This is a genomic window from Winogradskyella jejuensis, from assembly GCF_900129745.1.
Classification (GTDB): domain Bacteria; phylum Bacteroidota; class Bacteroidia; order Flavobacteriales; family Flavobacteriaceae; genus Winogradskyella; species Winogradskyella jejuensis.
In genome coordinates this window covers 1-5,432 of the sequence record NZ_FQWS01000008.1, presented here as the reverse complement: position 1 = coordinate 5,432, position 5,432 = coordinate 1, and the positions used below count along the sequence as shown (strand labels likewise).

General features: G+C 34.8%; 5 protein-coding genes. 3 read left to right on the top strand and 2 right to left on the bottom strand.

Translation table 11 applies throughout. The features are described 5' to 3' along the window. Positions 1-233: 233 nt before the first annotated feature. From BUB95_RS14090 to BUB95_RS14080, 3 genes are all read left to right on the top strand, one after another. A complete protein-coding gene (locus tag BUB95_RS14090) occupies positions 234-1,253 on the top strand; it encodes a peptidyl-alpha-hydroxyglycine alpha-amidating lyase family protein (protein ID WP_073087709.1) in 1,020 nt (339 codons plus the stop codon). Positions 1,254-1,414: 161 nt separating this feature from the next. Then, positions 1,415-2,236 (top strand): formylglycine-generating enzyme family protein, encoded by an 822-nt coding sequence (locus tag BUB95_RS14085; protein ID WP_083573403.1) that lies wholly within the window; start codon positions 1,415-1,417, stop codon positions 2,234-2,236. Between the two features lie 149 nt (positions 2,237-2,385). Beyond that, a complete protein-coding gene (locus BUB95_RS14080; protein ID WP_073087705.1) occupies positions 2,386-3,051 on the top strand; it encodes a hypothetical protein in 666 nt (221 codons plus the stop codon). A 192-nt stretch (positions 3,052-3,243) separates the two neighbouring features. Here the strand turns inward: BUB95_RS14080 and BUB95_RS14075 are convergent, their stop codons facing one another. Together BUB95_RS14075 and BUB95_RS14070 are read right to left on the bottom strand one after the other, a co-directional pair. Further along, positions 3,244-4,377: a serine hydrolase domain-containing protein gene (locus tag BUB95_RS14075; protein WP_073087703.1), complete on the bottom strand. Its 1,134-nt coding sequence runs from the start codon at positions 4,375-4,377 to the stop codon at positions 3,244-3,246. A 1-nt stretch (position 4,378) separates the two neighbouring features. After that, positions 4,379-4,984 carry a DUF4097 family beta strand repeat-containing protein gene (locus tag BUB95_RS14070; RefSeq protein ID WP_073087701.1) on the bottom strand — a complete coding sequence of 202 codons (606 nt, stop codon included), beginning with the start codon at positions 4,982-4,984 and terminating at the stop codon, positions 4,379-4,381. Between the last annotated feature and the right edge of the window lie 448 nt (positions 4,985-5,432).

Genomic DNA, 5,432 nt, shown 5'->3' with positions numbered 1-5,432 from the left:
AAATGAAATTTACGACGTTGACTTTTTATTTAAACAATATCTTGTCAATTGGATAAATGAACTGAATAAATAACTATTGCCAACAACGTGTATAGCTCATTGCGGCTGAATTCCTAATCGGAATTCATTGCAATTTGCTATCTTTCGGTCACGGCGGAAAATCATAGCTGATTTTCCGCAACGAGCCATACACAAGACCGTTGTACGTCATTTAAACTAATCAAATACCAATAATGAAACTGATTAAAAATATTTCTATTCTTCTACTTATAACAATTTCGATTTTAAGTTGTAAAGACTCCGAAAAAAATATATCAGAAGAAGTATACAACAATTCTGATGTTTATACTTTAGATATAGATTGGCCTAATCTACCCAATGATTTTAATTTAGGGACTCCTGCAGGTTTGGGACTTAATAGTAAAGGGAACATTATTGTATTTCATCGCTCTAGCAGAGTTTGGGAAACGAATCCTATTTCTCATCTTCCTGTAATTGAGGAAAATACAATTTCAGAAATAGATTCAAAAAGCGGTGAAATTTTGAAATCTTGGGGAAAGGATTTATTTGTAATGCCACATGGACTTGAGGTAGATAGTCAAGACAATATTTGGGTCACGGATTGTGGTCTTCATCAAGTTTTCAAATTTGACGCAAGTGGTAATTTGTTGATGACATTAGGTGAGGCCAGAGTCTCTGGAAATGATTCAGAACATTTCAATCTACCTACTGACATAGCTATTACTCCAGATGGGTCTTTTTATGTTAGTGATGGATATGGCAATAGTCGGGTGGTAAAATTTTCAAAAGATGGAGATTATTTGTTTGAATGGGGCAAATTAGGGAATGAAAAAGGTGAGTTTAGAATTCCGCATGGAATTGACTTGGACAATGAAGGGAATGTCTATGTTGCTGACCGCGAAAATAATCGAATCCAGAAATTTGACAGTAAAGGGAATTTTATAAAGCTATGGCAAAATCAAGTGACTGACCAATTGTATTCGGTGACTATTGATAATCATAATAACCATTTATTTGGAATAGATTATTTCATTGTAGACAATAATGTCGTCAAAGGTTCAGATATTTTTCGTTTTGATTTAGATGCTAATCTACAAGTACAATTTGGAAGATCAGGACATTATGAAGGTTCTACCACAAGGTATCACGATATTCAAATTGACAATGAAGGTAGTATTTATGTTGGTGATATTCTGGGCAATAGAATTCAGAAATTTAAATTAAAAGAATAAACAGAAAACGCCGCACAACAACGTGTATAACTCATACCTCTGAATACACTAAAATTTATCTATCTTTAATCTATAAAAATTTTGTGTAACTCACTCCTACTCTAAAGTCGGTACGAGCCATACACGAACACGTTAGCCACAAGCTCGAATCCTTATTAAGTATGGAAGAATTTTATAAAATGAAATCAATATGGATACTCATAGTAATTAGTGTTTGTGTTTTGGGGTTTTCACAAAGTATAGATCTACACGAGCAAATTTCTAACCATCCAGAAATGGTTGAAATCAAAGGTGGAACATTTATCATGGGTCAAAATGATGGTGAGGGAGACGAGAAGCCAGAACATCTTGTTGAAATTAAGGATTTTTACATAGCAAAATTCGAAATTACTGTCGCGGAATATAGAGAGTTCTGTTTAGCAACAACGAGAGAGATGCCCAATAAACCAGAATGGGGTTGGATTGATAATCATCCCATAATAAACACTTCTTGGAATGATGCCATCGCTTACATTGAATGGCTGAACAAACAAACTGATGAAAGTTATCGCTTACCCGCAGAGGCGGAATTTGAATACGTAATACGAAATGGTGGTGAAAAAGGAATTTACCCTTGGGGAAATGGCAAGCCTGTAAATGAAAATTTGGCAGATGAAACATTTAGAAAAAAAACTTCGAGAAGCGGAATTTGGGAAGATTATAACGACGGATTTGCATATACAGCACCTGTCGGTACCTATAAACCAAATAAACTGGGTGTTTGTGATATAAACGGCAACATATGGGAATGGTGCAACGATTGGTATGGCGAATATTTTGACTCGAAAGTTTCAAATCCAAAGGGACCGATATCTGGAACCAATAAAGTTGGTAGAGGTGCAAGTTATGATGCTGACCCGTGGCACTCTCGTTCAGCTAGCAGAGCGTTTGTTGAACCAGATTTTAAAAGACCTGGTTTTAGACTTGCAAAAGATAAAGAATAAACGGTATACAACAACGTGTATAATTCATGCCAGCATTCATACACAAAAATTTCTTACTTTTAATTTAATAAATTTTCGTGTAACCAATCTGTCCGGATATCGGTACAGGTCATATACGAACACGTTAGCCACAAGCTGAAAAAACTGATATGAAAAAAATAATTGTTATTACTGCAACACTTTTGATGATTATTTCTTGTCAAGAAAAAAAATCAAAATCTGCAGTTGAATCTGCCAAAGTTTTTGAATCGATTAAAATTGAGAGATACTCTGTACAGAATGGAAATCCTGATAGTATTTCATTTTCAAGTTATATCGTAAAAGACTTTGACGGAAATGGAACTGAAATAAAATCAATTTATTATTCATCAGACAATTCGATAATGATGCAGTTTGAAAATCATTATGAAAATGGAAATAAAACCAGAATAGATTGGATAAATGGCAACGATAAAAAAGTTAAATACGTAAAAATGTCGTATGATGATAACAAACGATTAGTCAAAAGTGAATCGTTTGACACTCTTGACGTATTTATATCAGGATTTATCCATAAATGGAAAGAGGACGGCCGAATTGAAGAAAAAGGACCCATTGAACAAGGAAAAGAATTTAAGCCTAATTCGATTTACACTTATAATGACCAGCAAGAATTTGAGTCTTTGGTAGAGTTTGATGAAAATGATAGTCTATACGGAACATTTCGATGGAAATATTTCGATTTTAATGAGGAAAAGGAATGGATAGTGCGACAGATGCTTTTCAATGACACAATCGTTCGAATAGAAAAAAGAAATATTAGGTATCAAAAATGATAAAATGCCAGTGGCTAACAATGGCTATAATTCATTGTGGCAGAGAGCTAAAACAAAATTAATTTATAAATCCAACGGCTGGATTTCGGCGGAATAATCTTGCGGATGATTCCACAACGAAATCATAGCCAAAACCGTTATCTTCAATTGTTAAAAAACATTCGGAATGGAATCGACCGATGGAAAGACGGACTATTTTACCAACAATTTCCTTAGAGCTTTATCGAATTCCTTGCCTTTATCACAATTGATAAAATAGACGTAGCCATTTTTGGATTTTTTGTTAATCAAAAACCCTGACATAAATCCACCATTATTACCGCCATGTTTAAAGTATTCGTTACCATTCTGTTCCTCAATGGCAATACCTAATCCCCACGCTTTTGTATTCTCATTAAGATAAAACCTATGGTCTTTAGGTAAAACTACCTGTTCGGCAAACATTTGTGTAAAAGAACTGGGAGAGAGACCTTTTTCATTCATCAAAGCTATCAGAAATTGAGCGTAGCTTTTTGCTTCGGTATGTAGCCCGCCCGCAGCGTTTAGGATTTTGGAATGTTGGTGTGGTAAGCCTGTACCCCAACTTCTACTATCCACTTCATTATTTTTATGTCCAAAAACCTTATGGTCATATAGAAAATCATCCCAAACAAAATATGCGTGTTCCATTTTTAACGGACTAGCGACATCTTCTTTGAAAAGGTCTGCCAATTCATGCATATTTACAAAATTATTATGTGCCAAAACCCTCGCTAAATATTGATAACCTTCACCTGAATAAGTAAAAGTATTGGGTTCGGCTTTCATATAAAAATCTCCCCTTTGCACATTCATTTCAGGAGGTGCAGGGTCAAACCATCTCCAATTTGGAAAGCCCGTTGTATGGTCAAGTACCATTCTTGCTGTCACACTTTTATAGCGGTCATCAATAGCCATACTTTCATCTTCCAAGTAAAAGAACAAAGGTCTATCCAAGTCGACAACACTTTTCTCCGCCATTTTTAAGGCAAAAAATGAAAAAACAGGTTTAGACAAGGAGGCAGCTTCAAAAATTGAGTTTTCATCAATCTTTTCTTTGGTTTCAATATTAGAAACACCTATTGCCCGATGATAAACAATTTTGCCATCATTGATAATAGCGATTGAAATCGCTGGAATTTTCAACGAATCCATCTCATTTTGAAGAAAGACGTCTAATTTTGAGATTTCTATCTCCTCGTCGCCAGTATTTATGCCTTGGACTTTTGTTGGCTCTAACTCCTTATTTTTACAAGCTGTTAGAAATAGTACGATTAACAGAAGAACATTGAAAATTCCGTTCTTCATATCAAAGCTTTTGCTGAGATAAATTTATTACTCTACCATCGCTAGTATGGCTATCGAGTAATCCCGTTACATTATCAACGATAATATCTCCATCAGAAGTCTTGGCAAATATCTCTCCTGATAAATCAACCAATTTTATATCACCATCACTGGACATACAATTTTGATTTGAGGTCAATCCTTTTAGCAATATATCGCCGTCAGATGAATGTAATCGGGTACTTGTTTGCTTGGGCACATAAACTTTAAAATGTACATCTATTGCATCTTCTGAATTAATATGACCAGTTATGACAGTGCTTAAAACTGCTATATCCAAACTGTTTTTAGTGCTTTCAATTCTAAACTTCCATTGATTACTAACTTCATCCTCAATTTCGTCCTTCGTCATTTTTAGAAGATTATTGCCTTTTTGAACTATATAAAATACTTCTACATTATTACCTTCATGGGCTATAACCTCAATGTTGCTATTGTCAGATTCGATTACGAGGTTAGCAGGTTCGGTAATTTTATAAACTTCCTTAAAGGAATAGTCCGACTCCTGCGATCTAGCGGAGTGGGCTGCAAGAATTACAGTAATGAATAATAAAACTGATTTTTTCATGATTGATGTTTTTAATTATTTTCCTTAAAGACACATCTATTTCCAATTTGTTACAGTTTTGTTAACCAAAAATGCTCTGTTGTATTATAAACCAGACTTACGCACCGATTACTCGAGCGGAATGGAAAATTGAAAAGGACTTGCTTACTCGGTCGGAAACAACTGAAGATAACAAAACCTATAAACAATACGGGCTTCGGGCTTAATCGCAGGGTTTGTGTATTTTTATAAAGTCCGCAAAATCTTTAGGATTTTGCTCTGGATAGGAAAAAATAAATCAAAACAAAAAGATTTCGCTATGTGCGTGGCGGAAAGCAAACGCTAGTTTGCTCCCGTACTGTTCATAGCTCAACCGTTGTAGTGCATTTGAAAAAACCGATGAATCAAGAAAAAACAGTTTGTATCGAATGTGAATCTGACTATTTTAAAAATAGTTCGGAAATGGCTG

Bases quoted from the DNA above. Each gene is read 5' to 3' on its own strand.
- BUB95_RS14070 (WP_073087701.1), bottom strand. From the start codon at position 4,984: ATGAAAAAATCAGTTTTATTATTCATTACTGTAATTCTTGCAGCCCAC.
- BUB95_RS14080 (WP_073087705.1), top strand. From the start codon at position 2,386: ATGAAAAAAATAATTGTTATTACTGCAACACTTTTGATGATTATTTCT.
- BUB95_RS14085 (WP_083573403.1), top strand. From the start codon at position 1,415: ATGGAAGAATTTTATAAAATGAAATCAATATGGATACTCATAGTAATT.
- BUB95_RS14075 (WP_073087703.1), bottom strand. From the start codon at position 4,377: ATGAAGAACGGAATTTTCAATGTTCTTCTGTTAATCGTACTATTTCTA.
- BUB95_RS14090 (WP_073087709.1), top strand. From the start codon at position 234: ATGAAACTGATTAAAAATATTTCTATTCTTCTACTTATAACAATTTCG.